This window comes from Aestuariicoccus sp. MJ-SS9 (genome assembly GCF_032586235.1).
Lineage (GTDB): Bacteria > Pseudomonadota > Alphaproteobacteria > Rhodobacterales > Rhodobacteraceae > Aestuariicoccus.
In genome coordinates this window covers 1-1,257 of record NZ_JAWHTD010000119.1, presented here as the reverse complement: position 1 = coordinate 1,257, position 1,257 = coordinate 1, and the positions used below count along the sequence as shown (strand labels likewise).

1 protein-coding gene is annotated in these 1,257 nt (G+C 55.1%); it reads right to left on the bottom strand.

What is annotated here, in order from left to right; genetic code table 11:
• Positions 1 to 108: 108 nt before the first annotated feature.
• Positions 109 to 978, bottom strand: coding sequence for a hypothetical protein (locus tag RXV88_RS23510; protein WP_316296168.1), 870 nt, complete (start codon positions 976 to 978; stop codon positions 109 to 111).
• Positions 979 to 1,257 lie beyond the last annotated feature (279 nt).

Here is a 1,257-nt window from a genome sequence, read left to right as displayed (position 1 = left end):
GCCTGACTTAACTGTGTTCGTCAGGCAGTCGGAGCATTCCATTTCTTGCGAGTTTTGCAGAGAACTTTCGCGGCCAGGAGGTAAAGGCGCTCTCGCGCCCGTTCCTGCTCAGATGAGTTCGAGATCGTCCTCGACTACGTCCTCTTCCTCGGACGCGTCTTCGACAAATTCGGCTTCGTAGCTCAACGCCGCCATAAGCTCGCTGCCGACGTTCACCTCGTCCAGTGCACCGTTCGAAATCGCCTCGTCATAAGCCGCGATCATGTCCTCGGCATCGGTGAAGCCGCCTTCCGGCGCGTCGATCCGGAACAGCTCCTGCGGAATTTCATTGCCGCCTCCGTCAATCGTGATCTCATAGAAGATAACGGATTCGACCTGCGTGATGTTGTAGACTTCGTTGTTCCCGTACGTACTGTCGTAATAGTTAACGTAATTCTCGAACGTGCCCTCTTCGCCTTCCGGCAGGTCTTCTTCGCGCACATATACCCCGTTCTCGATGACGCCGTTTTCATTGAACTCGACGCCAAAACCCACCTTGTCGAACGTCACGTCGTCTTCCGGTTCGTCGGAAACGCCCTTGATGGACCCTTCGGGCGTCGATGTGGACGTGGCGCGGATCCCGAAGACATCAACCTCGTCAAGGCTGTCGATATCCAGAGAAATGGTCAGCGTATCGCCGGTGGACAGATAAGTTTCCTTGTCGGTCCCCTCGGGGCCAAGTCCCGGACTGCTCAGTTCGTCGGCGCTGTCCCATTGCACCTTTTCACCGTCGAGCCGCGCGCCGTTCATGTTTAGCGGTCCACCCAGACTCGCGCTGTCACCCGAGAAATCGTCGTCGCCGAAATAAACCGCGTTCACATCCATGGCACCTTCATCGACCGTGATATCGGCCAGGAAAGAGCCCGGGGTTTCAGGGTCTTCGTAGATGACGACGGTGTAGGACAGGCCTTCTGTTTCGTATGTAAACGTTTTGGGCATCTGATGGTTCTCCGATTTTGGCAATCGCCCTGAGAAAAATCCGCCACTGCAGCAGGCATGCGCAAAGCGGTTCGTCTAGCCATAATTTCGCCACTAAATTATCGAATTCTCGCCCTGATTGACAGGATTTAGCGATTAGCAGCAGGAAACACACTGTTTCAATGTGCTGTCAGACCAATTTGAACTTGTCTCAGCAAGGGCAGTATGGCTGACCTCGATGCCGCGCAAGGACCGCGCCGGTCTGTAAGAAACGCGGTTCCGTCAGGACTCGATCTTGTT